General features: G+C 40.5%; 24 protein-coding genes and 1 tRNA gene. 22 read left to right on the top strand and 3 right to left on the bottom strand.

All coding sequences use genetic code 11. The features are described 5' to 3' along the window. Positions 1–13 precede the first annotated feature (13 nt). The 5 genes from lon (at position 14) to EO122_RS06730 (ending at position 5,580) form a co-directional block, all read left to right on the top strand. Positions 14–2,323 (top strand): endopeptidase La, encoded by a 2,310-nt coding sequence (gene lon / locus EO122_RS06750; RefSeq protein ID WP_127009914.1) that lies wholly within the window; start codon positions 14–16, stop codon positions 2,321–2,323. Continuing rightward, positions 2,320–3,015 carry a ribosome biogenesis GTP-binding protein YihA/YsxC gene (yihA, locus tag EO122_RS06745; RefSeq protein WP_127009913.1) on the top strand — a complete coding sequence of 232 codons (696 nt, stop codon included), beginning with the start codon at positions 2,320–2,322 and terminating at the stop codon, positions 3,013–3,015. The genes lon and yihA overlap by 4 nt, the downstream gene beginning before the upstream one ends. Beyond that, the gene (locus tag EO122_RS06740; protein WP_127009912.1) at positions 3,012–3,983 is read left to right on the top strand and encodes a polyprenyl synthetase family protein; all 972 of its coding nucleotides are present in this window, start codon (positions 3,012–3,014) and stop codon (positions 3,981–3,983) included. The genes yihA and EO122_RS06740 overlap by 4 nt, the downstream gene beginning before the upstream one ends. 2 nt (positions 3,984–3,985) lie before the next feature. Next, positions 3,986–4,840 (top strand): twin-arginine translocase subunit TatC, encoded by an 855-nt coding sequence (gene tatC, locus EO122_RS06735; protein ID WP_127009911.1) that lies wholly within the window; start codon positions 3,986–3,988, stop codon positions 4,838–4,840. A gap of 89 nt (positions 4,841–4,929) precedes the next feature. After that, positions 4,930–5,580, top strand: coding sequence for a PepSY domain-containing protein (locus EO122_RS06730; protein ID WP_127009910.1), 651 nt, complete (start codon positions 4,930–4,932; stop codon positions 5,578–5,580). Between the two features lie 66 nt (positions 5,581–5,646). Here the strand turns inward: EO122_RS06730 and queC are convergent, their stop codons facing one another. Then, entirely contained in the window at positions 5,647–6,345 is a 699-nt protein-coding gene (queC, locus tag EO122_RS06725; protein WP_127009909.1) for a 7-cyano-7-deazaguanine synthase QueC, read from the bottom strand. 104 nt (positions 6,346–6,449) lie between these two features. Here queC and trmB point away from each other — a divergent pair, with 104 nt between their 5' ends. From trmB to uraA, 3 genes are read left to right on the top strand one after another with little or no spacing between them, the layout of a single operon-like run. Then, positions 6,450–7,127 carry a tRNA (guanosine(46)-N7)-methyltransferase TrmB gene (trmB, locus tag EO122_RS06720; protein ID WP_127009908.1) on the top strand — a complete coding sequence of 226 codons (678 nt, stop codon included), beginning with the start codon at positions 6,450–6,452 and terminating at the stop codon, positions 7,125–7,127. Further along, complete coding sequence (locus EO122_RS06715; protein ID WP_127009907.1) at positions 7,111–8,508, top strand: FtsW/RodA/SpoVE family cell cycle protein; 1,398 nt, start codon at positions 7,111–7,113, stop codon at positions 8,506–8,508. Before trmB ends, EO122_RS06715 begins: the two co-directional genes overlap by 17 nt. A 36-nt stretch (positions 8,509–8,544) precedes the next feature. Next, on the top strand, positions 8,545–9,822 hold the full coding sequence (gene uraA / locus EO122_RS06710) for a uracil permease (protein WP_127009906.1): 1,278 nt from the start codon (positions 8,545–8,547) through the stop codon (positions 9,820–9,822). Between the two features lie 470 nt (positions 9,823–10,292). On the opposite strand, the gene EO122_RS06705 is transcribed toward uraA, so the two are convergent. Beyond that, positions 10,293–10,381, bottom strand: a tRNA-Ser gene (locus EO122_RS06705). Between the two features lie 149 nt (positions 10,382–10,530). Here EO122_RS06705 and EO122_RS06700 point away from each other — a divergent pair. The 5 genes from EO122_RS06700 to EO122_RS06680 all read left to right on the top strand — a co-directional run bounded on the left by EO122_RS06700 (position 10,531) and on the right by EO122_RS06680 (position 14,921). Beyond that, complete coding sequence (locus EO122_RS06700; RefSeq protein WP_127009905.1) at positions 10,531–11,739, top strand: MFS transporter; 1,209 nt, start codon at positions 10,531–10,533, stop codon at positions 11,737–11,739. 300 nt (positions 11,740–12,039) lie between these two features. Further along, positions 12,040–12,486, top strand: a complete 447-nt coding sequence (locus EO122_RS06695) for a universal stress protein (protein ID WP_126937107.1) — start codon at positions 12,040–12,042, stop codon at positions 12,484–12,486. A 52-nt stretch (positions 12,487–12,538) separates the two neighbouring features. Next, on the top strand, positions 12,539–13,963 hold the full coding sequence (locus tag EO122_RS06690) for a DUF2157 domain-containing protein (protein ID WP_164725983.1): 1,425 nt from the start codon (positions 12,539–12,541) through the stop codon (positions 13,961–13,963). Further along, positions 13,960–14,592 (top strand): hypothetical protein, encoded by a 633-nt coding sequence (locus tag EO122_RS06685; RefSeq protein ID WP_240632674.1) that lies wholly within the window; start codon positions 13,960–13,962, stop codon positions 14,590–14,592. The genes EO122_RS06690 and EO122_RS06685 overlap by 4 nt, the downstream gene beginning before the upstream one ends. Before the next feature lie 32 nt (positions 14,593–14,624). Continuing rightward, a complete protein-coding gene (locus EO122_RS06680) occupies positions 14,625–14,921 on the top strand; it encodes a metalloregulator ArsR/SmtB family transcription factor (protein ID WP_126937104.1) in 297 nt (98 codons plus the stop codon). 176 nt (positions 14,922–15,097) lie between these two features. On the opposite strand, the gene EO122_RS06675 is transcribed toward EO122_RS06680, so the two are convergent. Beyond that, positions 15,098–16,078, bottom strand: a complete 981-nt coding sequence (locus EO122_RS06675; RefSeq protein ID WP_127009903.1) for an AEC family transporter — start codon at positions 16,076–16,078, stop codon at positions 15,098–15,100. A gap of 139 nt (positions 16,079–16,217) precedes the next feature. Here EO122_RS06675 and modA point away from each other — a divergent pair, with 139 nt between their 5' ends. The 9 genes from modA (at position 16,218) to EO122_RS06630 (ending at position 24,580) form a co-directional block, all read left to right on the top strand. Next, positions 16,218–17,006, top strand: a complete 789-nt coding sequence (modA, locus tag EO122_RS06670; protein ID WP_127009935.1) for a molybdate ABC transporter substrate-binding protein — start codon at positions 16,218–16,220, stop codon at positions 17,004–17,006. Continuing rightward, positions 17,003–17,662 (top strand): molybdate ABC transporter permease subunit, encoded by a 660-nt coding sequence (gene modB, locus EO122_RS06665; RefSeq protein ID WP_127009902.1) that lies wholly within the window; start codon positions 17,003–17,005, stop codon positions 17,660–17,662. Before modA ends, modB begins: the two co-directional genes overlap by 4 nt. 9 nt (positions 17,663–17,671) lie before the next feature. Further along, complete coding sequence (locus tag EO122_RS06660; protein ID WP_127009901.1) at positions 17,672–18,295, top strand: ATP-binding cassette domain-containing protein; 624 nt, start codon at positions 17,672–17,674, stop codon at positions 18,293–18,295. 570 nt (positions 18,296–18,865) lie between these two features. Next, positions 18,866–20,698: a glutamine--fructose-6-phosphate transaminase (isomerizing) gene (glmS, locus tag EO122_RS06655; RefSeq protein WP_126937100.1), complete on the top strand. Its 1,833-nt coding sequence runs from the start codon at positions 18,866–18,868 to the stop codon at positions 20,696–20,698. A gap of 8 nt (positions 20,699–20,706) precedes the next feature. Further along, positions 20,707–21,693 carry a tryptophan--tRNA ligase gene (gene trpS, locus EO122_RS06650; RefSeq protein WP_127009900.1) on the top strand — a complete coding sequence of 329 codons (987 nt, stop codon included), beginning with the start codon at positions 20,707–20,709 and terminating at the stop codon, positions 21,691–21,693. Positions 21,694–21,804: 111 nt separating this feature from the next. Beyond that, positions 21,805–22,395, top strand: a complete 591-nt coding sequence (locus EO122_RS06645; protein ID WP_127009899.1) for a hypothetical protein — start codon at positions 21,805–21,807, stop codon at positions 22,393–22,395. Positions 22,396–22,522: 127 nt separating this feature from the next. Next, positions 22,523–23,026 (top strand): hypothetical protein, encoded by a 504-nt coding sequence (locus tag EO122_RS06640; protein ID WP_127009898.1) that lies wholly within the window; start codon positions 22,523–22,525, stop codon positions 23,024–23,026. Positions 23,027–23,104: 78 nt separating this feature from the next. Further along, positions 23,105–23,605, top strand: a complete 501-nt coding sequence (locus EO122_RS06635; protein ID WP_127009897.1) for a hypothetical protein — start codon at positions 23,105–23,107, stop codon at positions 23,603–23,605. Positions 23,606–23,764: 159 nt separating this feature from the next. Continuing rightward, complete coding sequence (locus EO122_RS06630) at positions 23,765–24,580, top strand: Rpn family recombination-promoting nuclease/putative transposase (RefSeq protein WP_164725982.1); 816 nt, start codon at positions 23,765–23,767, stop codon at positions 24,578–24,580. The last annotated feature ends 100 nt before the right edge of the window (positions 24,581–24,680 follow it).

Here is a 24,680-nt window from a genome sequence, read left to right as displayed (position 1 = left end):
ACTGGGAGGTTCAATGGAAACTAAACCTATGACATTACCGATGGTTCCCCTTCGTGGAATGGTCGTATTTCCCAAAGTAGTTACACAGTTGGATATTGGACGTACAGCTTCTGTACAAGCTGTGAAAGCGGCTATGGATGGCGATCAATATTTAGCAGTAGCTACCCAAAAAGATGAAAATATCGAAACTCCTACCTTGTCTGAATTAGGACAAGTGGGAACAATAGTTAAAATAAATCAAATGCTTCGCTTACCAGGCGGTGTGGTACGTATTTTAGTAGAAGGCGTCACTCGTATTCAGTTAGATGCCATTACATCTACGGACCCATATTATGTGGCGGAGGTAACGCCTCTGAATGCTGTACAAGATGAGCCAATGGAAGAAGAAGCATACCGTCGTATTTTACAATCTAAATTTGCCCAATGGGTAGAGGTTGTAAAGCCTACGAATGATGAAGGCATCGACCAAGTAATGAATAGTGAAGATGCTAGTGAATTAGCTGACCAAATTGCTTTTGTATTGCCAATCAATACAAAAGTACGCCAAAGTATTCTAGATGAGCTTTCAGTCAGTCGTCGATTGAATATGGTCGTAGGCATTTTAAATACAGAATTACAAATTAATGATATAGAGAACTCTATTAATAACCAAGTTCGTCAACAAATGGAAAAAGCACAGAAAGAATATTTCTTGCGTGAAAAAATCCGTATTATCCATGATGAACTAGGTGATAAGATGGATCCAGACCAAGAGGCGAATGAGCTGCGTGAGCAATTGGAAGCCCTTGGATTGCCAGAAGAGATTCACACTCGTATCGACAAGGAAATTACGCGCTATAGTCGCATGCCACAAATGATGCCGGAGTCCAATATTCTTCGCAATTATATCGATTGGTTGTTACAATTGCCATGGACAACTTTATCTGATGATCGCTTAGAATTGAAAGAAGCTAGCGATGTGTTAGATGGGGATCATTATGGATTGGAAAAAATTAAAAAGCGTATTCTCGAATTTTTAGCAGTTCGTAAGTTATCTGGTAAACAGAGTGGTTCTATCTTATGTTTAGTGGGACCACCAGGGGTTGGTAAAACATCCTTGGCAAGCTCTATAGCGAAAGCGATGAATCGTAAATTTATCCGTGCCTCCTTAGGTGGGGTTCGTGACGAAGCAGAGATTCGTGGTCATCGTCGTACCTATGTTGGTGCTTTACCAGGTCGCATGATTCAAGGATTAAAAAATGCGGGTACTCGTAATCCTGTGTTCTTGTTGGATGAAATTGATAAGCTAGCCTCTGATTATAAAGGGGATCCATCCTCAGCGTTATTGGAAGTACTTGATCCTGAACAAAATAGTACATTCAGCGATCACTACATTGAAATTCCCTTTGACTTCTCTGATGTATTCTGGATTACTACAGCGAATGTAGCGAGCCATATTCCTGGACCTTTACTAGATCGTATGGAAATTATCGAGCTTAGCAGCTATACAGAAGAAGAAAAATTAGAAATTGCGAAACGATATTTAGTGCCTAAGCAAATTGAAAAAAATGGCCTAGGAGACCATGATGTAGTACTTTCAGATGAGGTATTACAACGAGTGATTTCCGAGTATACCAAAGAGGCGGGCGTACGAACATTAGAAAAGACAATTGCTAAAATCTGTCGTAAATTAGCCTATGCAGTAGTAACAGAAGGTGAAACAGTTCCGACTGTAACGATAGACAATATAGAGGACTATTTGGGCACCCCTCGTTTCGTAGAAGAAGAACGAGAAGAAACTGCGCAAGTAGGTTTCGTATATGGTTTGGCATGGACCTCTGTTGGCGGTGTTGTATTGCCGTGTGAAGCAACAACGATGAAGGGCACAGGTAAATTGAATTTGACAGGCAGTTTGGGTAAAGTGATGCAAGAATCTGGTCAAGCAGCGATGTCCTACATCCGCCATAACCAAGAAGCATTAGAATTACCGGAGAACTTCCACAAAGAGTTAGATATCCATGTACACTTGCCAGAAGGAGCGACGCCTAAGGATGGCCCATCGGCGGGCATTACGATGACATTGGCTATGGTGTCTGCCTTAACAGGTAAACAAGTTCGATCTGATATTGCCATGACAGGTGAGATCACATTGCGTGGACGTGTCTTGCCAATTGGTGGATTGAAAGAAAAATTATTAGCAGCTCTTCGCTATGGTGTGAAAGAAGTCTTGATTCCAGAAGGTAATAAAAAGGATATTCAAGAATTGCCAGATATTGTGAAAGAAGGCTTACTCATTACGCCAGTCAAAACGATGGAAGAAGTATTAGAAAAGGCGCTTGTATGAAAAAGAAAGCAGTAGCTCATCGGCATCCAAAGCCGGTATATACAAGAAAAGAAGTATTTACAGGTCCTCGTATTATTGCGGCATCCTATACAGCATCTGCAGTAAAACCTGACCAATATCCTGAAGGAGATACCATTGAGATTGCTTTTCTAGGTCGTTCTAATGTAGGTAAATCTTCGTTGATTAACTCCTTGTGTAATCATCGAGGTTTAGCGTTAGTTAGTGGAACTCCGGGCAAAACTAAAACCATCAATTTCTTTACGATTGAATCTAAAGAAGACTTGCCAGATGATATGGAACGTCGTTTTGATTGGTTCTTGGTGGATTTACCAGGTTATGGCTATGCGAAGACAGGGGGATCGAATACAAATATTTGGTCCTCTTTCATAGCGAACTATATTTTGCAAAGCGAACGAATGATGCTATTGTGCTTGTTGATTGATGGTCGTCATCCAGAACTTCCCATCGATAAAGAAGCCTTTGATTGGCTACAGTCTCATGGAGTGCCTTTGCAAATTGTAGTCACAAAAGCTGACAAGTTAAAGATGAACGAACGTCAAAAGCAATTACGCCTGATAGAAGAGCGATACCCTACGGGATATCCACCGATTCTGTATAGCTCTTTAAAACATACAGGTCGAGATCGTTTATTAACTCGTATTAATGCAGTATTATTGGGGGAAGAGGCATGAGTATTCTCACAGATGCACAAATGAAATTACGCGTTTCTAAAGACCTAGAAGGGGTCGAGGAATATTTGCGTAGTGCTTTACAAACCGGTGCGGAAGATTTTAATGCACTCATACGCCCTCTGTCTGCAGGGGGTGGCAAACGCTTGCGTGCCCAACTATGCTTGTTGATCGCTCTTACGGGAGATTCTCGCAAAGAAGATCGAATCCGCATAGCCGCAGCAGTTGAAATGTTGCACTTAGCAACTTTAATTCATGATGATGTCCTCGATCAAGCAGAAGTGCGACGAGGTGTTACTTCTATCCATTGTACAAAGGGTAATAAAGTGGCCATTCTAAGTGGTGACTACTTATTTGCTAAAGCCTTTGGTATTGTTGCTGAAATCGGTTCTATTCCTTGCTTAACTATTTTTTCTGATATTATTTCTGCCTTGGTAGAAGGCGAATTTATGCAAATGGAAGATGTGTACCGATTAGATCAAGGCACGGATCGCTACTTGTTGAAAACACAAAAGAAAACAGCAGACTTCATAGAAGGTTGTTTAGCACTTGGTGGTATTCTAGGTGGTTGGTCAGAGGAGCATATTCAATTATTGCGCACCTATGGTCATGGCCTTGGGATGGCTTTCCAAATTACAGATGATGTCATGGATTATCGTGAACAAACAGCAACGACAGGTAAACCAGTAGGTAAGGATGTAAAAGAAGGCATCTTGACATACCCTCTATTATCCATTGTGAGTGAGGAGAATAGAACTCACTTAGAAGGTATGATTCAAGAAATCCGAGACGGTGCTGATACAAAAGCGTTGTTAGAATATGTACTAGCTGAAGGCGGTGTCGATCGTGCATTGCAGCTAGAGGCTGCATATCGAAAACAATCAGAAGCAGCTTTGGAACAATTACCGTCATTTAAGGGTAAAGATATTTTACAAAAAATTCTTGATAAATTAGCCACACGTAAGGTATAACTATGAAAGCATTTCAAGTAAAAGACTTCGAGATGACGGCGAAACGACCATCCTTAAATAGTGTGATTGCACAAAAGAAGCGTCTTGCTCAACAACAGAAAGAGCAAGACGCCTTGTTGCAAGAGGACACCTATACTGAGACAGAACAAAAGTTAATGGATGAGGTAGGATCTATGTCGCTCATTGATCATTTAGGGGAGCTTCGTGGGCGCATTATCGTAGCCTTAGTAGCGATGATCATAGGGACTGTCGTATCGTACTATTATGTAGATGATATTATACAAATACTCATCGCCCCTGCAGGAAAATTGTATTATACAAAACCAACGGAAGCCTTTTTTACATACATGAAGATTTCCATTATCTCTGGATTAATTGTATCGAGTCCAGTTTGGTTCTATCAGATTTGGGCTTTTATTATTCCCGCCTTGTCAAAAGGTGAAAAAAAGGTAACCTTCCTTATTGTACCTTCGGCGATTTCTCTATTCATCATCGGGGTTCTATTTTCATACTACCTAGTGTTGCCTACAGCCATAGAATTCTTCATCGGCTTTGGAACAGATGGGTTGCAACCATTATTCTCGATTGGACAGTATATTGATTTCGTTGTGGGATTCATCATTCCTTTTGGGATTACTTTTGAATTGCCCCTGATTATTGTTGCATTAGGTGCATTAGGGATTCTGTCGTCACAGCGAGTGAGGAAGTTTCGTAAAATATTTATTTTATTGGCCTTTATCGTTGGGGGTGCTATTTCACCGACCCCAGATATGTTATCGCAGACGATGATCGCAGGACCAATGGTACTGCTTTATGAAATTAGTCATGGAATTTTACGGTATATTCTGAAAGTATAGTCTACATTCATAAAACTTTCATAATTGTAGTGTATACTATAACTAAATTATTAGATATATCTGTATATAAAGAGATAAAGGAAATCAATATGACGCGTAAACAAATCATAGGTATCCTGTGTATTTGTGCCCTAGGATGTATGGGCGTTGGCTCGTGGTATTGGTGTAGTGCGACGAAAGATTCTATGACTACATCTACAAATGTGGTTTCTACAGATAATGGGCCAGTAACGATTAAGAAAGTTCCTGTACCAGAGATGAAGATAGTACCTACAGAAGGTGATACAACTGAAAATACAGGAGATCCACTTCTGGTAGATATGAAAGGTGCTGTAAATCTGTATAAGCAACAATATCCAACAGCACAAATTAGAGGGATTACATTTGACGAACAAAATGGGCGGAAAAGCTATGAAGTAGCAGGTGTTTCATCAGAAGCCGGCCATAGTGTTATGATTGATGCTATGACAGGACAAGTGATTAGTTCAGCGGTGGAGCAAAAGACTGAGACGTCGGCCGAGTCTGCTAGCATTGATTTAGGGGATATTATTACTCCTGATGAAGCGAGGAGAGTGGCTATGGCGATGTTAGGGGACGGCGCACAGTTATTGCGGTGGAGCCTAGAAACACAAGGCTATGTTGCTCGGTATCATCTAGCCTTAGATGTGCATGGTGAAACGATGCTAGTTACGATTGATGCTAATTCTAGCCAAGTCATTGAAGTCATCAAAGAAGAATAAAAGCTATTCATTCCAAATAGGAATGAATAGCTTTTTTGCTGTAATGAATTTGATAGCAATATATTGCTAGTTACTAGATGCTCCATGCAATAGGGGATCTTCTACACCGTTAGCAAGAAATGCTTGCTCCCGGTCGCGGCAGGTGCCACAGGTATGACATGGTTCATGACCACCTTCATAGCAGGACCAGGTAAGATGATAGGGAACTTGTAAACGTAATCCTTCTTGTACCACTTCTGTTTTATTCATTGTGTTCAGAGGTGCTACTAGATGAACTTTATTGTAAGACCCGATGTAAATAGCTTCATTCATGTGGTGATTAAAGTCAGGTCTACAATCAGGGTACGCATTACCTGTTGCATCATCAGCATGAGCTCCGATGTAAATGGCTACTTCATCGTCTGGATACAAGCTAAGAGCCATACTGGCAGCCATAGATAAAATCAGGCCGTTGCGGAAGGGGACATAGGTGGATACGGAACCACTCTCTGCAATTTGTTCCCCATACGAACGATGGTCGATACTTTTACTAGAGGAAGATAGTAGAGAAGAGTTGGAATAGGACATAACTTGCGTTAGGTCTAACTCGTAATGAGGAACTTTGTAATAGTCGGCAATGGCCTTTGCAGAATCCAACTCTTTTTTGTGTTTTTGGCCGTACCAAATGGATAGGGCACTCACGTTTTCATGACCTAGAGAATCGATGGCCATAGCAAGGCAGGTGGTAGAATCAACACCGCCGCTAGAGAGTACTAATGCTTTCATAGAAATATACCTTTTCTGATTGAAAAAATTTACAAGAGAGTACTGACATGGAGCACATGTTGTACTATAATAGTAAAGATAAGATTGTTTACAAAGGAGACATTATGCGTTTACGTAGGAAACCGTGGATTGATGAAGCGATTCTAGAATATGATAAGTATACTGTACTAGAGAATCACGAAGTTTTCAAGGGAAAATGGCGTGAAAGTTTTGAAGACCCTACAAAACCTTTATATATGGAACTGGGAACGGGAAAAGGAAAGTTTATTTCCGGTATGTGTGAAGCCCATCCAGAAGCAAATTTTGTAGGATTTGAAGTACAAATTGGCGTGCTCTATTATGCGGCACAAAAGTTATATGAACAAAAAGCTACGAATGGAAAGGTGAGCTTATTCGATATTGCAGGTATTGAAGAGGTAGTGGCACCAGGAGAAGTAGATCGATTCTATATTAACTTCTGTGATCCATGGCCGAAAGCAAAACATGCGAAACGTAGATTGACCTATCATACATTTTTAGATCGCTATGCTCGATTGTTGAAAGAAAATGGAGAAATCCATTTTAAAACAGATAATGAAGGCTTATTCATGTTCTCATTAGAAGAATTTGAAAATTCTGGTTGGACATTAAAAAATGTAAGTTATGATTTACATAGTACAGATACTCCCAATGTACGTACTGAATATGAAGAAAAATTCAGCGCCAAAGGGCAACCAATTTTCCGCTTAGAGGCGATTAAGCCAGCTAAAGGAAGTGACATAACTGATGCAGGAGACAAATAATAGTACATCCCCATTGTTATACAGATTACAGCAAATTAGTGCTTTTCTAAAGACTCTCTTTAAGCATGATGCACAAGGATTGCTTTTTCCAGTGGTGCTGATTGTCATCATTGGCTTTGTCAATGGATACAGTGCCACCTATACCAGTACACTACATGGTGGAGACTGGGGACCCTTTGTGAAATCATTAGGAAAGCAAATTGCCTTTTTGGCGGTAGGTGCCATATTTGGTATTATCTTTTATCGGATTGATTATAGAAAATGGTTGCGGTGGAAGGTGCAAAAATGGCTGTTTATTGGGATTTGTATCCTCATGATAGCCATCTTCATACCAGGCATTGGACATGGTGCCAATGGGGCACAGCGGTGGATTGGTTTGCCAGGAGGATTAACATTACAGCCCTCAGAGTTTGCTAAGTTAGGGGCTATCATTTGGGCCGCCTATACATTGGACAGGCATGTGAAAAAACATGATACCATTCACTTGTATGAATACTACAATTGGGGACAATCTGGACGACTCCAAGGAGTTAGACAATGGTGGGGACGCATGGTGGATAGAATCAATGCACTCTACCAAGGTGTGACGGGAAAACCTGGCACTTGGCAAGTAGATCTTTTATTACCAGCGTTTACAGTGGTTCCTTTTATCTATGTAGTATTGACCATGCTGCAACCAGATATGGGTACATCTATATTGATTATAGGCTTTCCCGTTATTATGGCAGCTTGTGTAGGATTTTATAAAAAGCATTATAAGTATCTATGGGGAATCGGAGCCTTAGGAATTGTTCTTTTCATTGTGGGCTCGGTGTTTAAAGAATACCGGCTGAAACGATTGACTGCCTATATCGACCCATGGTCAGACTCAACCGCTACGGGTTATCAAGTGACGCAGAGTATATTGAGTGTGTCTTTAGGGGGACTGTTTGGGGAAGGAATTACCAAAGGGATTTCTAAGTATAACTATCTACCAGAAGCCCATACAGACTTTGCATTTTCCATATGGGCCCAAGAGACAGGATTGCTAGGCGTAGTTTTCGTCATTTTCCTATTCTTACTCTTTGCTCGCTATGGACTCTCTATAGCTCGCCATTCGAGAGATTTCTTTGGACAAGTATTGGCAACAGGATTAACATTTTTTATTATTTTACAAGCATTTTTTAATATCGCCATGGTCGCAGGTGTGACGCCGGTTACAGGGGTACCATTGCCATTTATCAGTTATGGTGGATCTTCGCTGGTGACGAACTTTGCTGCTGTGGGAATATTATTAAATATTGCGCGCCGTAATGAGTATGCTCGCAAAAAAATTGGAACGACGCAACCATTACCATCTATTGGTGAAGAAACAAGGCATCGATTCCAACCTCGGTCGTAGTAGTTAACGTGCGATTCGCACAGAAAGAGATGAACAATGAAAGATTTTATTGATGTTCACGAACGCCCTTCGTTGGCTAAGTTATTACCACTTAGTTTCCAACATTTATTTGCTATGTTTGGGGCCACTGTACTCGTACCATTTTTGTTGAAAGTAGATCCAGCTACTTCTTTATTTATGAATGGTATCGGTACGATTTTATACGTATTGATTTGCCAAGGAAAGATTCCTTCCTACTTAGGATCTAGCTTTGCCTTTATTGGCCCTGTGAGCGCTGTCGTAGCCTCTGGCATGAGCTATGGCGCTGCACAAGGTGGTTTCATTGCATTTGGTATCTCCTTTATGCTGTTGGCATTATTGGTGAAATTCATCGGTATCAAATGGATTGATGTATTGTTCCCGCCAGCAGCGATGGGTGCTATTGTAGCGGTTATTGGTTTAGAAGTAGCACCAGTAGCTATGGGCATGGCAGGTATCATCGGGGATCAATGGCAAACCTTTGGTATGACTCATGAACAAGCATTATTCTTATCATTGTTCTCCTTAAGTGTGACAATCTTGGGTACCGTATTATTCCGTGGATTCTTTGCAGTCATCCCTGTATTAATTGGTGTTGTTTCTGGTTATGTAGCAGCAGCTATTATGGGGGTGGTAGATTTCAGTGGTGTAGAAAATGCAGCATGGTTTGCCTTCCCACATTTTTATGAGCCAGAATTTAATATCAATGCAATCTTGATGATTATGCCTGCTTTATTCGTTGTTTTTGCAGAGCACGTTGGTCATATTGTGGTAACAAGTAATATCATTGGTCGTGATTTGATGAAAGAACCAGGCTTGAGTCGTTCTCTATTTGCTGATGGTATATCCAATGTTTTATCGGGTCTATTTGGGGCTACACCGAATACAACATATGGTGAAAACATTGGTGTTATGGCAATCACTCGTGTATACAGTACCTATGTTATCGCTGGTGCAGCAGTGCTTGCAATCTTGTTCTCCTTCATTGGTAAAGTGGCAGCATTGATTCATGCTATTCCAGTACCAGTTATGGGTGGCGTAAGTATCTTGTTATTCGGCATTATTGCGGCATCTGGATTGCGTATGCTTGTAGAACGTAAAGTTGATTATACAAAATCTACTAACTTAATTTTATCCTCTATCGTATTAGTAGTAGGTCTTAGCAATGCTAAATTAGCAATTGGCCCAGTAGTATTACAAGGTATGGGATTGGCAACAGTAACAGCGATTGTATTGAGTGTTATCTTTGCTATCTTCCGTAAAACAGGACTTGGGAATCAAGGTCTTAAAGACTAATCTTGCTCCGCTATGTAGCCTGTGGCATTCTTAACTGGATAGGGCAAAAGGAAGAGCACGGTATCCCCCTCACAAACGGTATTTCATAATGTTTGTTCGGGGCACACCGTGCTCTTCTCGTATTTGTGTCATGTAGATAGTAAGGGATGCCACGAGGCTACTACGCACAACTACGATTCTACGGGGGAAAGAGAGCGACATACTCCTCCACAAACTGATACTAGCGTTAGGTTTGCTTCGGAGTATATCGCTCTCTTTACTATAGATGATACTTGGTAGTGAAAGAATGTGACAAAGAGAAGAGGTAGGTTTGTGCTGTTCTTTCGGGAGGGTGCTCAGTGGGGATCACACCGTGCTCTTCTCGTATTTGTGTAATGTAGATAATAAGGAACGCCGCGAGGCTGCTACGTATAACTGCGATTCTATGGGGGAAAGTAAAAAGCTGCTACCCAATGGGTAACAGCGTATTGTGGCGGAGAGGGTGGGATTCGAACCCACGGCCCCTTGCGGAGTCACTGGTTTTCAAGACCAGCTCCTTAAACCACTCGGACACCTCTCCAAATATAAAAACTAGTAATAGTCTATCATTGAAGTAGAGTGTTTGTCAATTACAATGTGATATATATTTAATGTAAAATCATGTCACATATGTTATAATCGTATGCATATTACAGAATATGATTTGAAGTACGCCATAGGAGGTATGGTATGAAGAAAGGATTTACTCTTACACAAACGGGGATATTGCTCACGTTGTGGTTAACTTTTTTATTAAGTTTTGTGATGCGCTTGTCATGGTCATCTTTGATGCCTATTGTAAATGAAGCGTTGCAATTTACGGCGCAGCAAGGTACGTCGTATTTGACAGCTTTCTACTTTGGATATGCCTTGACAGTATTGCCTGGTGGATTATTAGCGGATCGATTTGGATATCGCAAGTCAATTTTAGGTAGTTTAGTGGCGATGGCGATTGTAACGGGGCTCATGAGTACCGTACAAAGCTATGAATATGGCTTAATATTGCGGTTTCTTTTAGGAATTGTATCAGGGCCAGTGCAATCTGCTTGTTTGAAAGCTATAGGAGAGCACTTTAGTGCAGAACAACGTGGTACAGCTGTTGGTATTTTTATGAGCTGTACATCCTTTGGAATTACCGTAGTCAACGGATATGCACCGTATGTAGCGGTTAATTACGGTTGGCAAATGGCATTTTTAATTACTGCTTTATTACCTTTGGTAGTGTTTTTCTTGGCGTTATTTACGGTGAAAGAAGTGCAAGCTTTCAGAAAGAACAGCACAGCAGAAACAGAGGGAACAGAGCAGCAGTCCATGTCGTTAGCACAAAGTTTACGTTTTGTAGGAACGAATCGCAACATTTTATTGTTAGCAGTGATGGGATTTTTCGCAACAGGTACCACTTGGGGTGTGACCACTTGGGCTAACTTGTATTTAGTGAAACAATTGCATGTCACACCAATCTTTGCGGGAGCGATCATGAGTCTCTATGGCATCGCTGCAGTGATTGCAAAACCAACCATCGGATTTATTTCTGACAGAATATCTTTGCCGAGAAACTATTTAGCGGCTATCGTTATGTTCTTATTCTCCCCAGCATTGTTGATATTTGCCAATACAAGCAATCCAGATATGTTGTATATTACGGCGCCTCTATTAGGTATGGGAGCGTTCATGTATAGCCCTCTTACAAATGCGATCATTATCCAAGCCGCACCGCCAGAACTACGAGGCACTACGGCAGGATTCGTGAACTTGTTTAACCAAATAGGAGCCTTTACAGCACCGATCATATTATCCACAGTATTAACAGCTACAGGCAATTACCAAACAGCACTAATGGCATTGTCCATCTCCCCAATCATTGGAGCTATTTTATTGTCGTTAATTCGACTAAAATAAGGTTATACGCTTTTATGAGTTATTCCTTATAACGTTGAGGAAAATAATGTAAACGTGGCATACCTTGGAGCAAACCTAACGGAGTATCAGTTTGTGGAGAGGTGTGCCACGGTCTTCCCTTTGCTAGCTAGCAGATAAAGAACACCATAAAGATATCATCCTACTGCAAGTTTCATTTGCGAAGATTAGAATTTTGTGAGACAATAAGAGTGCAGAAAAGGAATTTTCAAGACTATGTCGAATATACATGATATAGGGATATTACATAGTAATGTATGAATATATGGAGGAGGTCTTACTATGGTGGAATATAAAAAAATAATTGTTCCTGCAGATGGATCGGAAAATGGTAAAAGAGCGTTAGAGCATGCGTTGGCAATCGTGAAACGTAATGATGCAGAATTGATTTTAGTGCATGTAGCAAATATTGTATCCGCAATTTCTAACTTTGACCAAACTCCAATTAGTGGTGGCTATGTGTCTGAGCAAATTGCAGAAGATATGGAAGAAACTGGCAAAAAAATCTTGGGCGAAGTGGCAGCAGATGTGCCAGCAGATATGAAAGTAAAATGTGTCTTTGAAGTAGGTTCTCCTGGACCTGCTGTATTAGCGGTAGCTAAAAAATATGATGCAGATTTAATTGTTATGGGGAGCCGTGGATTGGGGCCATTGAAAGGCTTGTTTATGGGTAGCGTAAGTAGTTATGTAACCAGTCATTCCACATGTCCGGTATTGATTGTTAAATAATAGGATATAAGGCTTTGTTCTAGGAGCAAAGCCTTTTTCTATGGAGAGGCTTATGAATGTAAAACATATACGTTGGCTTCATGAGGAACTAGCACAGTGGAAAGCAGATGGACTTATTACAGAGGAACAAAGTCAACAGTTGCAACTCAAGTATGGGTATATTCCAAAAGAAGGACCGTCTTGGACGCGACTCATCACTGTACTAGGCGGAGCCATGCTCATTGTATTGGGTATTATCCTCTTGTTTGCGGGATATTGGTATGGATTTTCCCCTAATGGACGTTTTGATTGGTCGTTAGCGATGTTACTTCTGTCTATGGTGGTAGCAGCTTTTGGTGTATGGAAAGCAAAGCCTGCTAGTGTAGCAGCAGAAGTGATTACGCTCATTTATATGGGAGTATTGACGACGGCTACTTTTCTAGTGGCAGACACATATTACACAGGAGAACATATCGGACTCTATGTGCTGATTATCTTATGTTGCTCGTTGCCGATCATCTACATCCTGAACTCAGGTGTAGGTATGATTTTTTATCTCATCGGTGTATTGGGGTGGAGTTTCTCGAACCATGCCTTAAATGCTTGGGTAGGGCCCTTAGCAGTAGGTGGTTTATTGGTGCTTGCAGTACCCTACTTCCTACGAAGGTTTGAGCAAAATCAAACGAATACAGATCCATTGTTGATGTGGGTGGCTTGGGCTTTTATTGGAGCTATCTTTGGAGAGACCTTTTTCATCCTTTCTACCTATGAACCACAGATGAACCTGTTCTTTATTAGTGTATTAGCGGCCGTTACGTATGCTCTAGGTACATTGGAAAAACGAATTGCTTTATTGGCGCTTCCTTGCAAAGGTGTTGGTGCCATTGCGATGCTCTATACGATTGTAGAGGGCACGTATATTGGAACATGGATTCGTATCGCAGACAGTACCATGGCATGGTGGATTTGGGTGCTCATGGTGTGCAGTTTATTTTTTGCAGGAACACTGTTACGCCGACTACTAGTAGGGCGACGCATTGAGGCCTGTATTGGGTTTATACCGTTTACAGTATTTGGTGGATATATCCTAGCTGTATCAGGAGCCACACCTATTGTTACATCGATCTTGTTTAATGCTTATATTTTAATCGCAGCCTTGGGAACCTTTATCAGAGGGACCATGGTTAAAAAGATGAGCTTATTAAATGGTGCGGTAGTGACATTAATTGCTATGTTTGGGGCACGTTTTTTTGACCCTAGCTTTACGTTTATTGAAAGAGGCGTGTCATTCTTGGTACTAGGCCTGGTTGTCTTGGGCATCAATGCGGTATATTTATGGCGAAAAGGCCAACAACGATCCGTAGCAAATCAACGGATTCGTCAAGTACAACACCAAGTAGAGGCATTGTCTACATCTGATATGGATGCAGCGTATTCAGCAGAAACGTCTACTTCCGCTACAGATACAGAGGAAGTCACAAGGAAGGAGGATCTATGAAAGGAATGAAAAAGTGGATCTTCTTTGGACTTGCTGTGATTGCGGCGGTCTTGAGTCAGTTTTATATTCAGCAACGATATACTACTTTATTTCAAGGTGGGGCCGAGTATCAGTGGCCTGTCAAAGTAAGCCGACATCTGGGATGGGTTCCATCGGATTATTTAGATGTAGAGTTCTTAGGGTCTTATGCGAATTGGCAAGGGAAGGATATTCCTGAAGAAGGTCATGAAGTATATGTACTGGTTACGCCAAAACCTACAGGTATATTGCAAGTTGTGGGGGCTACTGATGTGAAGCCTACAGAGCAAGAGTATATTCGGGCCAGAGTCAAGCATTTTGACCATGGGGTGGTGGAATTTGCTATACCTTTCAATCGTGTGAAAGTAGATCTCACAAAAGTAGATAGCAAATTTTATACGAATTATAAAGGAACCTTGATTGGGACACTTAAAATTAAAGATGGATATGGTGTTATGACAGGGGTGTATGCCAAAGGTGTACCTTTAGAATTAGCCGTTCCTGAAAGTGTAGTGGATCAAGAAAAGGATTCTCGAGTATTATTAGAAAAAATTGGCGATACAGAACCGAAAAAAGATGATATAATAGAAACATCAAATGGTAAGGAATAGTGTCGTATAATTGTTATGATAGCGAGGTTAAGATGGAAACAAATCAACAAGAGTTGGAAACACAATTGTTAGCTGAACTATTTAAGGTCCTAGGTGATCCAACGCGCTTGCGTATTGTTAGACATCTGCTTCAGAAAGAAATGTGTGTCACTGAAATTGCAGATGCGATGGATATGGGCCAATCGGCTATATCTCATCAGTTGCGTGTATTGCGTCAAGCAAGACTCGTAACCTTTAGAAAAGAAGGTAAAACGGCTTGGTATCGTTTGAATGATGACCACGTTATCGTTTTGATTCGCCAGGGCTTAGAACATGTAGGCCATCAATAAAATAATACGATGTGAAAGGGCTGCAATAGCAGCCCTTTTTGCATGTAAAAAAACTATCCTATACTGTATTGACACAGTATGGGATAGTTTTTTCTAAATATCTAACGTCATTCATTGCATGTATCTGTATGAGTTTGTCTATATATAGCAAGTGAATGAATGTATAAGGTTGTTAGTTATAAGGGGAATACGTAGTATGCCAACAAAATAGCCAGTGGCATTGTAAAAGAAGACAACACCGTGGTGGCTAATACAATTTGAGTAGCCAGTTCAGGGTGGTTATTCATTTCTACTGCCATGAGGGCTGTATTGACCGCTGATGGTACGGCGTAGGCAATGATAATACTTTGCGCTGCAATGGCTTGTAGTGGCATGTAATACATAGTAATGGGTAATACTACAGCGAGAGCTACGATAGGGCCTACAATTAATCGTAATGCAGATGTGATGAGCACATCTTTTTTTAGAAAGTTCCAAGGTGTACGATTGAGTTGTACCCCTAAGGTTAGCATAGCAGCCCCTACAAAGCAGCGGCCAAATATGTCGAGAGGGCCCCATATGATGGTTTGTGTAAGGTCGATAGGGCTATAGTAATGCGCTAATATAGATAAAGGCACACAGTAAATGATGGGAATATGCAATATAGTGCGAATTGAATCGCGTGTAGTGAGTTTTCCTTTACCAGCCTGGTAGAAGCCAAGAGAATTGCAGAAAATAGTTTGGATAATAAAGGTAGCAATAATAGCAATGACACCATCATGTAAATAGGGAGTGGCTCCGTCGATGATGTACGGATCGTTGGCAAAGACAAAGGTACCAAGAGCAACACCAAGGTTACCAATGTTAGAAAACATAGTAGCGTTGCGCACAATTTCTGTTTTTCCCATACCATAGCCTTGCCATTTGGCTACGATGCCAGCGAGTAAACTATTAGCAAATAAGATAATAAGAGCGCAGGCGAATATTTCGAAGCTTTCACTGTTTAAATCCGTGACATAAAATGATTTCAAAATATAGGCGGGTAAGAATAGATAAAAATTAAGTTTACTCAATGTTCGCAAATCGAGGTGGAACCATCGATCTAATAGAACGCCCATGAGGGTGAGTAATAAGATGGGGACAATACTTGTCAGTATGATGTGAAAAAATAATTCCATAAAACACTCCTTAGGTAATCTAGTTGTCATATTTATTGTATCATATGTAAGCAAAGTCATTTCATTATTGTGACACATGAAGTATAATAAAATTATGTAGTAAGCTTCTATTATATATTTTTAAAGGGAGGATATCATGATGAAGCGAAATTGGTTAGTAGGTTTAATGATGGCAGGCATGTTGGCATTAGCAGGTTGCGGTGGACAAGGGGATACATCGTCTACAGCACCATCCACAACAGAAACGATTACTGTATCTGCAGCAGCTAGTATGCAAGGGGCGTTGGAAGAGTTAAAAGCAGACTATGTGAAAAAGCATAACTTAAAACCTGAACAAGTAAATATTGTCTATGCAGGTTCTGGCACATTACGTCAACAAATCGAAGAAGGTGCACCATCCAGTATCTTTATTTCTGCGAACAAAAAGAATATGGATCAATTAAATGAAAAAGGTTTAATGGATAATATTCGCCCATTCGTAGCAAACACATTGGTAATGATCGTGCCAAAAGGTAAAGAGGCTGTGACATTAGACAATGTTGCGAATGCAAAACGCGTAGCTATCGGTACGGTAGAAACAGTACCAGCTGGTAAATATGCAAAAGAATCTTTAACAAAAGCGAATCTTTGGGATACAGTAGAACCTAACATCGTATTTGCGAAAGACGTAAAAGCAGTCGGTGCGTACATTGCGGAAGGTGCAGCTGATGTAGGGTTTGTATATAAAACAGATGCGTTGGCATTGAAAGACAAAGTAGATATTTCTGCTACTGTAGATGCGAAATTACATGCACCTATTGAATATCCAATTGGTATCGTGAAAAAGAACCAAAATAAATTAACAGAAGATTTCTATGCGTACCTAACAAGCAAAGAGGCTAGCGAAGTATTAGCTAAATGGGGCTTCGCTGAACCGGCTCAACAATGATAGCTTTACAGTTATCTATCGAAGTCGCATTTTTAGCGCTTCTCATCAATGTGGTGGTGGGACTCAGTCTTACCTATGTAATGAAGCGATATTCATTCCCAGGAAAATCCCTGATTGATTCCTTCTTTACATTGCCCTTAGTATTGCCTCCGGTGGTATTGGGCTTCGTATTGCTTATCATATTTTCTCCTGGCAATGCCTTTGGAGCTTGGCTAGAGGCTCACGGTATTCGAGTGGTATTCTCTAAGTTAGGGGCAATCATTGCATCGGCAGTGGTCAGCTTTCCCCTCTTCTATCAGTCGGTGCGAACAGCGCTGGCTGCTATCGATCGAGACATGGAAGATGTAGCTCGCACTTTGGGGACCTCGGAATTTCGTGTGTTTTGGACAATTTCACTGCCTTTGGCATGGAAGGGAATCCTTAGCGGGTCCATCTTGTGTTTTGCCCGTGGCTTAGGAGAATTTGGTGCTACCATATTGATTGCTGGAAATATTCCAGGTGTGACGAGAACAATGCCATTAGCTATTTATTCTCTCGTAGAATTTGGTGATTACAGTGGGGCCTTTGAACTTGTAGTTTATATTTGTATCTTAACATTGGGGCTTGTGTGGGCCATTCAAGGTCTAACCAAAGGTTCCCTCTTCTCAAATCGGTAAGGAGGTACTATGATTTTCTTTGATATTGTTATAGAACGAGGAACCTTTAAGGTGAAAGCCCAAGGGACCTTGCGAGAAGGGATAACCACATTAATGGGACCCTCTGGGAGTGGAAAATCTACCTTTTTGAAAGCTCTGTGTGGACTGTTGACACCGAAAGAAGGTAAGATTATAGCCAATGATGTAGTATGGTTCAAAAAGGGAAAGGTCACGCCTACCCAAGAACGACACATTGGCTATATGCCGCAGGGTAATATTGTGTTTCCTCATATGACTGTAGAGGAAAATATCCGGTACAGCAAACAAGGGTCTCCAGAGTTATTCGATCATATTGTGGAACGATTGCGATTGACACCACATCTCAAGAAGAAAGCCAAAGGCTTGTCTGGTGGGGAGCAACAAAGGGTGGCATTAGGACGAGCACTGTACTCCAAACCAGTGTTACTTATCTTAGATGAACCGCTTACGGCATTAGATGTGAATTTACGGGCACAGTTGCAACAAGACTTAGTGGCTATCATCTCTGAGTGGAGCATTCCTTGTTTATGGGTCACTCATAGTGAGGAAGAAGCAGCAGCAGTAGGGAATCATCGACTGTTGTGTCGTAATGGAATGATTACAGAAGAGACGTAAGGGGAAGGCGGGTTCATAAGACGAATTAGGGAGTTCAGATCTTATGCAATAGGACTGCCATAGATGAACCCATAGTACAACAGATGCAATACGACTGCGGCGATGAACACATGCACAACTAGATTAATAGCATAATGGTGGAATAGAGGAATGTTGACACACTCAGGTCAGCGTTCCTCTATATTAGTTTTGTGCTAGTTGTGAGGGACATTTATGCATCATTATAGTATGACAAAATTATATTGCCTTACATAAATTCCTTTATTTCTTTACAGTAACGGCTCATATGAAGTATAATACTACTGATTATGACTTTTTTTAAAAGAGAAAGCATAATCAACAGAACTGTCGAAACACATGCAAAGGAGGAACCAAATTCGTACAGGCGAATAGCGCAAGCGCTGGAAAGAGACAGCTTTCACAGCGGACGAGGTAGAGGAGTATCGAAATTCAGCGGATGCCTCTCGGCGAGCTTCCGTCGTAGAAGTAGAGCAAAACACCAAGGTAACTAGGTGCACAAAGGCTACTTTCAGAAGCAATAGAAATGAATTAATCAAGGAGGAATATACCATGTGTGGTATCGTAGGATATATTGGATTTGAAAATGCAGCAGATTTTATGCTGGAAGGTTTGGAGAAATTAGAGTACCGCGGATATGATTCTGCAGGGATTGCCGTAGTGGGCGAAAATAATGTGATTAAAGTACAAAAGAAAATGGGCCGTTTGGCGAATTTGGAAGCTGTGGTAAAAGCTGATCCTAACCAAGGTCATATTGGTATCGGTCATACCCGTTGGGCTACCCATGGTCGTCCAAGCGATATGAATGCGCACCCGCACACAAGCACAGATGGCAAATTTGCCGTAGTTCACAATGGTATCATTGAAAATTATATGCCATTGAAAGAAGAATTATTGGCTAAAGGTGTTGAATTTACATCTGAAACAGATACAGAAGTAGTAGCTCACTTATTGAGCGATATGTACGATGGCAATTTTGAAAGTACTGTTCGTCGCATGTTAGAACGCATTGAAGGGTCTTATTCTTTGGTAATGGTTTGCGCTGATGAACCAAATAAAATCATTGCTACCAAAAAAGATAACCCATTGGTAGTAGGCTTGGGTAAAGGTGAAAATTTCATCGCTTCCGACATCCCAGCTATTATTCAACGCACTCGTGAAACATATATCATTAACGACAACGAAGTTGTTATTGTTACACCAGATAGCGTATCCATCACTGACCGCGCTGGCCAACCAGTAGAAAAAGACATTTACCATGTCACATGGAATGCAGAAGCGGCTGAAAAAGGTGGCTACGAACATTTCATGTTGAAAGAAATTTACGAACAACCAAAAGCGATTCGTGATACTCTATGTGGCCGTATTAATAAAGAAGCTACAGAAGTTGTGTATGATGAGTTAAACTGGACGCCAGACATGGTAAAAGGCATCAAACGCATCTTGATTACAGCGTGTGGTACGGCGTATCATGCAGGGTTAGTAGCGAAATACTACATTGAGCAATTAGCTCGTATTCCAGTAGAAGTAGATATCGCTTCTGAATACCGTTACCGTACACCATTAACGGATGAAGATACCTTATGCATCGTTATCAGCCAATCTGGTGAAACTAGCGATACATTATCTGCTTTAAAAGAGGCAAAACGCTTAGGTGCTAAATCGTTAGGTATTACTAACGTAGTAGGTTCTGCTGTATCTCGTGAAGCGGATCAAGTTATCTATACATGGGCAGGCCCTGAAATCGCCGTAGCTTCCACAAAAGCGTACACCACACAATTAGTAGCTTTATTGTTATTGGCTGTGTACTTAGGTCAATTGAATGGTCGCATCGATGAAGCGGTAAAACATGAGATTTTAACAAATTTACAAGAATTGCCTACATTGACTCATGAAATCTTTGAAAATGTAGACGAAATCAAAGCCTTTGCCAACCACTACGGTTACAAAGAAGATGCGTTCTTCTTAGGTCGTTTAATCGACTATGCTGTAGCGATGGAAGGATCTTTGAAATTGAAAGAAATTTCTTACATCCATGCAGAAGCCTATGCAGGTGGTGAACTGAAACACGGTACCTTAGCCTTGATCGAAGAAGGCATTCCTGTTATCGCCTTGGCAACACAAGAATCTGTACGTGAAAAAATGATGAGCAACATCAAAGAAGTAAAAGCTCGTGATGCTATCGTAATCGGCGTAGGTATGAAAGGTGACGAAGAATTGGCGAAATATGTTGACCATACTATCTTCGTGCCAAAAACTGACGCTTTCACAGTGCCTATCTTAGCCGTTGTGCCATTGCAATTGTTGTCCTATTATGCAGCTATCACTCGCGGTGCTGATGTAGATAAACCAAGAAACTTGGCGAAATCTGTAACCGTAGAATAGGAGATACTATGTCTGTTATATTTTCCGGAATACAACCTAGCGGTGAGTTGACCATTGGTAATTACCTTGGAGCTCTTCGTAACTTCTTAACATTCCAAGATGACCATGAATGTTTTTACTGTATCGTAAACCAACATGCGATTACAGTACCACAAGATCCAAAGGACTTAATCCATAACACTCGAAGCCTTGCTGCTTTATATTTGGCAGTGGGCTTAGACCCGAACAAAGTGACTTTGTTTGTACAATCTGAAGTGCCTGCCCATGCACAGTTAGGATGGATTTTAACAACATTGAGCTCCATCGGTGAGCTAGAGCGTATGACCCAGTACAAAGATAAATCGGCGAAACAAGGGGAAACCATCCCGGCTGGTTTGTTGACATATCCACCATTGATGGCGGCAGATATTTTACTGTACCAAACCAACTATGTGCCGGTAGGGGATGACCAACGTCAACATATCGAGTTAACTCGTGACTTGGCGCAACGTTTCAATTTCAAATACGGCGAAGTCTTCGCTATGCCGGAAATTAAAACTACTGTAGGTGGTGCTCGTGTTATGTCCTTGCAAGATCCAACGAAAAAAATGAGCAAGTCCGATGATAACAATTGGGCGACAATCCGATTGTTGGATACGCCAGATGTGGTGGTGAAGAAGATTAAAAAAGCTGCCACTGACTCTGAAGGGGTCGTGCGCTACGATAAAGAAAAACAGCCTGGTATTTCCAATTTGATGAGTATTTATAATGCCTTAACAGGAGATTCCTTTGAGGCTATTGAAAGCATGTATGCTGGCAAAAATTATGGAACGTTCAAAGGTGACATTGCAGATCTATTGGTAGGAGCAATGACACCGATCCATGAACGGTATGCAGAATTAATCAACAGTCCTGAGTTAGATACAATTTTGACACAAGGTGCTGAAAAAGCCGCTGCTGTAGCGAATGTAACATTAGCTCGTGTAGAAGAAGCGATGGGCTTACGACGTAAGTAATACTAAGATGTAATGAAATGCACGAGCTGTGTTTCATTACATCTTTTTTAGTAGGAGTAATGAGTATAGTAACCATAGGTATGTACAGTGTTTACGAGGAGGAACTCTATTATGAAAAAGATACTACTGTTGGTAATGGTATTGGTAGGTTTGTTGAGTACAGTTAGTGCCAAGGAATTTAATGAGGCTCGGTGGCAGTGGTTTTATTCCAATGCAAACTATACGGGAAAAATAGATTTGAATACGATATCGTATGATCCTGCTAGTGATACAGCAGATGTTTGGGCTGTGTGGATACATCCTGCAGAGAGACAACAGCGATTACAAAACTATACAATAAACTTTAAAAATAATGTTATTATCTTAAAGAAACTATACGTGTATAGAACAGGTTCAGATGAGACGCTGTATAACAAGGTATTTTATAATACATCATTGACTCCAGCACCAAGTAGTGGAGATGAAGCACTTTTGTTAGCTGTCAAAGGTCTTGTAAGTCGTGATGCTAAATTAGCTACTTTGAAAAAAGAAAGAGAAGAGGAAGCACAAAGAAGATTAGAGGAGCAACGTGTGGAAGAGCAAAAACGTTTAGAAGAGCAAAAAGCATTTGAGGAAAAACAAAAAGCAGCACAAAAAGAAGCTGAAAAACGTAATCGTGTGGCAACCATTGGTGGTATTTTAGGCTCTCTATTTGGCATATAAAGGAACAGTTGGGAAATGGTAGGATGCTATTTCCCAACCGTTTGTTGTTGAGAAAATATAAGAGCAGACTTCATGTATATAATACAGATACTCATTGCCGATATGGAAATTGTATGAAGGAGAGCGTATGAAACAACTAGTGATATTAGGGATGGTACTATGGTTAGGGCTTCTCCATACAGTACATGGGAAAGACTTTAATGAGCCACGTTGGCAGTCGCTATATTCTGACACAACTGAAACTTTAAAACTTGATGTGAATACAGTTTCCTATGATGCAGAATGGGATACAGCGGATGCTTGGGTAGCTAAAATCAATATAAACAAACCTCGGCAGGAGGTTGTACATTATAAAGTGTACTTTGGGTCTACTGATGTGAAAGTTGTAGACGCATTACTGTATACACCTGGTTCTAATGTGGTGGTGGGCAGAAGAAACTATGATTATTTCATGGATACAGAGGGAAGTGAAGTGGCCAAATCACTTTTGAACACAGTAAAACAGTTAACAGATCGTGATACTAAAAAAGCTGTATATGATAAGAAAATGAAGGAAGAATATGAACAGGCAGAGCAAGAATGGAAGAATAGGCCGCTTCTAAGAATTAATCGTACTGTAGAATCGGAATGACATATTGTTGTGTAAATGCATACGAACATGTTGGGAAATAGTAGTGACTATTTCCCAATCTGTATATTGGGAGAAAGTATGAAACGAGAAGACGTAGAAGAGATGTTTCCCTGTGGGACTATCCAAGAAGAGCTACATAACTCTACAGTTATGATATGGGGCTTTCAGTTGCTATATGCGGGGATAGCTGTGTGGGGGATTTATCATGGATTTGTGTTGTATCGAGAAGTAGGGTATGGTTGGCATACGATGATTATATTAAGTGCCTTCGTGGCAGTCTATGCGCTGCTTCGCATGTACCAACAAGATGATATAGAAGTGTACATTGCCACAGAAGGAATTATTGTCAAACGAACTCCTATACTAGTGAAAGAACGGATTCACCGATTTTTTGCACCGAATCTATACTTGACCTTTGTTCATTATCGAGGAATTATGGGATTAGGAGAAGATTGGAAAACATTATATGTCCAAACAGATACAGGTGGCATTTATGTAGTTCCTATTAGTTTGCAGTTTTTGAGCTATCAAGATAAGGGGAAAGTGTTGGCTGCATTACAGGGATATAAAAATACTTGAATAGGACTACAAAAATTATCTGAAAAGTATTCACTGTTAGGAAATTTTCTAGGGAAATCTACTTTCATAGAGAAGTGTATTTATATGAGGCTAGATATATCTACCGACCTGCCTTGTAATTGTGGTATACTTTTAGTAAGAATGAAAGAGAGGCATTGCATGCGTATTAAATCATTCGATGAATTGACTATTCAAGACAATTTTATCTTTCAGAAGGTTATGTTAAAGAAACCGATTTGTAAAGCTGTACTGGAACGTTTATTAGACATTTCTATTAAGGATATCGTCTACATCCAGGAGGAGAAAACTCTGGATGTGAGCTTGGAAACGAAAAGTATCCGCTTAGATGTGTATGTGAATGATGATAAGGGAACTGTGCTCAATATCGAAATGCAAACTAGCAAAGATATGGAAGAGTTGGTGAAGCGCACACGTTTTTATCAAAGTATTTTAGATATGTATCACTTGCAAAAAGGTCAGAAGTATATGAGCTTAAATGATTCGTATATTATTTTTATTTGTACGTTCCCTGTTTTTAGTGGTAATCGGCATAAGTATACTTTTAAAAATATTTGTATGGAAGATCATGATATCCTCTTAAATGATGGGGCGACGAAGTTGTTTTTAAGTACGAAAGGCACCAAAGATGACATTTCAAAACCGTTACAACGGTTCCTAGATTATGTGGATGGTCAAACTGCATCAGATGAGTTACTACGAGATATTGAAAGTGCCGTAGATGAAGCAAAACATTGTGAGGCTTGGAGGGAGGAATATTCAATGCTATCAATGGATCATTATGCATATTGGAAAGAAGGTATAGCTGAGGGTCGGGCAGAAGGTGTAGTCGAAGGTAAAACTGAAGTTGTCATTCAGATGTTACGTAAGCAATTATCTTTAGAAATGATTGCAGAAGTTACTAACTTTACAACAGAAGAAGTAACGGCTATTGCAAAAGAGCATGGATTGATGTAAAAATATATGTAAAGAGAAAATGAGGCTCTATAATATATCTTGGGGGGACAGCAAAAGCCATCCCCCCAAGGTATATTTTTTTATGCAAAAAAGTAGGCAT

Source organism: Veillonella sp. CHU110 (assembly GCF_003992255.1).
Taxonomy (GTDB): Bacteria; Bacillota; Negativicutes; order Veillonellales; family Veillonellaceae; genus F0422.
The sequence above is the reverse complement of the archived record's forward strand: the minus strand, read 5'-3'. Positions and strand labels throughout refer to the sequence as shown.

What these genes read in the sequence shown, in the direction of transcription:
- EO122_RS06690 (WP_164725983.1), top strand. Translation starts at nt 12,539, where the DNA reads ATGAATGTAAAACATATACGTTGGCTTCATGAGGAACTAGCACAGTGG.
- EO122_RS06630 (WP_164725982.1), top strand. Translation starts at nt 23,765, where the DNA reads ATGCGTATTAAATCATTCGATGAATTGACTATTCAAGACAATTTTATC.
- tatC (WP_127009911.1), top strand. Translation starts at nt 3,986, where the DNA reads ATGAAAGCATTTCAAGTAAAAGACTTCGAGATGACGGCGAAACGACCA.
- yihA (WP_127009913.1), top strand. Translation starts at nt 2,320, where the DNA reads ATGAAAAAGAAAGCAGTAGCTCATCGGCATCCAAAGCCGGTATATACA.
- glmS (WP_126937100.1), top strand. Translation starts at nt 18,866, where the DNA reads ATGTGTGGTATCGTAGGATATATTGGATTTGAAAATGCAGCAGATTTT.
- EO122_RS06715 (WP_127009907.1), top strand. Translation starts at nt 7,111, where the DNA reads ATGCAGGAGACAAATAATAGTACATCCCCATTGTTATACAGATTACAG.
- EO122_RS06645 (WP_127009899.1), top strand. Translation starts at nt 21,805, where the DNA reads ATGAAAAAGATACTACTGTTGGTAATGGTATTGGTAGGTTTGTTGAGT.
- EO122_RS06635 (WP_127009897.1), top strand. Translation starts at nt 23,105, where the DNA reads ATGAAACGAGAAGACGTAGAAGAGATGTTTCCCTGTGGGACTATCCAA.
- queC (WP_127009909.1), bottom strand. Translation starts at nt 6,345, where the DNA reads ATGAAAGCATTAGTACTCTCTAGCGGCGGTGTTGATTCTACCACCTGC.
- modA (WP_127009935.1), top strand. Translation starts at nt 16,218, where the DNA reads ATGAAGCGAAATTGGTTAGTAGGTTTAATGATGGCAGGCATGTTGGCA.
- EO122_RS06700 (WP_127009905.1), top strand. Translation starts at nt 10,531, where the DNA reads ATGAAGAAAGGATTTACTCTTACACAAACGGGGATATTGCTCACGTTG.
- EO122_RS06730 (WP_127009910.1), top strand. Translation starts at nt 4,930, where the DNA reads ATGACGCGTAAACAAATCATAGGTATCCTGTGTATTTGTGCCCTAGGA.
- EO122_RS06740 (WP_127009912.1), top strand. Translation starts at nt 3,012, where the DNA reads ATGAGTATTCTCACAGATGCACAAATGAAATTACGCGTTTCTAAAGAC.
- EO122_RS06695 (WP_126937107.1), top strand. Translation starts at nt 12,040, where the DNA reads ATGGTGGAATATAAAAAAATAATTGTTCCTGCAGATGGATCGGAAAAT.
- EO122_RS06660 (WP_127009901.1), top strand. Translation starts at nt 17,672, where the DNA reads ATGATTTTCTTTGATATTGTTATAGAACGAGGAACCTTTAAGGTGAAA.
- trpS (WP_127009900.1), top strand. Translation starts at nt 20,707, where the DNA reads ATGTCTGTTATATTTTCCGGAATACAACCTAGCGGTGAGTTGACCATT.
- EO122_RS06680 (WP_126937104.1), top strand. Translation starts at nt 14,625, where the DNA reads ATGGAAACAAATCAACAAGAGTTGGAAACACAATTGTTAGCTGAACTA.
- EO122_RS06640 (WP_127009898.1), top strand. Translation starts at nt 22,523, where the DNA reads ATGAAACAACTAGTGATATTAGGGATGGTACTATGGTTAGGGCTTCTC.
- EO122_RS06685 (WP_240632674.1), top strand. Translation starts at nt 13,960, where the DNA reads ATGAAAGGAATGAAAAAGTGGATCTTCTTTGGACTTGCTGTGATTGCG.
- modB (WP_127009902.1), top strand. Translation starts at nt 17,003, where the DNA reads ATGATAGCTTTACAGTTATCTATCGAAGTCGCATTTTTAGCGCTTCTC.
- lon (WP_127009914.1), top strand. Translation starts at nt 14, where the DNA reads ATGGAAACTAAACCTATGACATTACCGATGGTTCCCCTTCGTGGAATG.
- EO122_RS06675 (WP_127009903.1), bottom strand. Translation starts at nt 16,078, where the DNA reads ATGGAATTATTTTTTCACATCATACTGACAAGTATTGTCCCCATCTTA.
- uraA (WP_127009906.1), top strand. Translation starts at nt 8,545, where the DNA reads ATGAAAGATTTTATTGATGTTCACGAACGCCCTTCGTTGGCTAAGTTA.
- trmB (WP_127009908.1), top strand. Translation starts at nt 6,450, where the DNA reads ATGCGTTTACGTAGGAAACCGTGGATTGATGAAGCGATTCTAGAATAT.